Origin of the sequence: Streptomyces sp. NRRL F-525, from assembly GCF_000716605.1 — a bacterium.
Lineage (GTDB): Bacteria > Actinomycetota > Actinomycetes > Streptomycetales > Streptomycetaceae > Streptomyces.
This window is the reverse complement of sequence record NZ_JNXE01000104.1, coordinates 1-1,267: the sequence shown is the minus strand read 5'-3', so window position 1 is coordinate 1,267 and position 1,267 is coordinate 1. Positions and strand designations below refer to the sequence as shown.

General features: G+C 71.6%; 1 protein-coding gene. It reads right to left on the bottom strand.

The window, feature by feature from the left end; genetic code table 11:
- Positions 1 to 1,267 (bottom strand): beta-ketoacyl reductase (locus OO69_RS48045; protein ID WP_033287372.1); only part of this gene is annotated, 1,267 nt, incomplete at both ends.

Sequence of the window (1,267 nt, the reverse complement as noted above, 5' to 3'; positions counted from 1 at the left end):
CGCCATGTGCAGCGCCACCAGCGACGACGAGCAGGCCGTATCGACGGTCACCGCCGGGCCCTCCAGGCCGAAGGTGTAGGAGATCCGGCCCGAGGCGACGCTGCCCGCGCTGCCGCTGACGAGATAGCCCTCCAAGCCCCCAGGGGCCTGCTGCATGCGGGAGCCGTAGTCGTCGTACATCACGCCGGTGAAGACGCCGGTCCGGCTGCCGCGCAGGGTCGCCGGGTCGATGCCGGCCCGCTCGAAGGTCTCCCACGCCGTCTCCAGCAGCAGGCGCTGCTGGGGGTCGATGGCCATGGCCTCGCGGGGTGAGATGCCGAAGAAGTCGGGGTCGAAGTCCCCGGCGTCGTGCAGAAAACCGCCGTGTCGGGTGTAGACCTTGCCGACGCTGTCCGGGTCGGGGTCGTACAGGCCGTCCAGATCCCAGCCGCGATCGGTCGGGAAGGGCGAGATCGCGTCCACGCCCTCGGTGATCAGCCGCCACAACTCCTCGGGTGAGCGGACCCCTCCCGGGTAGCGGCAGCCCATCCCGACGATGACGATCGGGTCGTCGGCCGTCGCCACCGCAGTGGCGGGCGGCGACGCCGGGCCGGCTGCGAACTCCACACCGAACAGCTCGGCGCGGAGGAACTCGGCGAGCGCCGCCGGGGTCGGGTAGTCGAAAACGAGGGTGGCGGGGAGCCGCAGGCCGGTGGCGGTGTTGAGCTGGTTGCGCAGCTCGACCGAGGTCAGGGAGTCGAAGCCCAGTGCCTTGAAGGCCCGGTCGGCCTCCACGGCGTCGGAGGTGGGGTGGCTCAGTACGACAGCGGCGCTCGAACGGACCACTTCCAGCAGGACGTCCAGCCGCTCCGCCGGGGACCGCTGGACAAGTCGCTGCGCGAGTCCGCCCGTTGCGGCAGCGGACCCGACCGCGGAGTCCACCACCCTTCTCCGCTCCGGCGTACGGGTCAGCGAGCGGAAGAGCGCGGGCAGCCGGCCCGCCTCGGCCTGGACCCGAAGTGCGCCCAGGTTGAGGCGCATGGGTACGACAACGCTCCGTTCGGAGGTGATCGCTGCGTCGAGGAGGGCCATGCCGTCGTCGCTCGCGATCGGGAGGATGCCGCTGCGGTTGAGGCGGGCCAGATCGGTGCTGTCGAGGTGACCGGTCATACCGCTGGCCTGCTGCCACAGTCCCCAGGCGAGCGAGGTCGCGGGGAGGCCGTTGGTTCGGCGGTGCCCTGCCAGGGCGTCGAGGAAGGTGTTGGCGGCGGCGTAGTTGGCCTGGCCC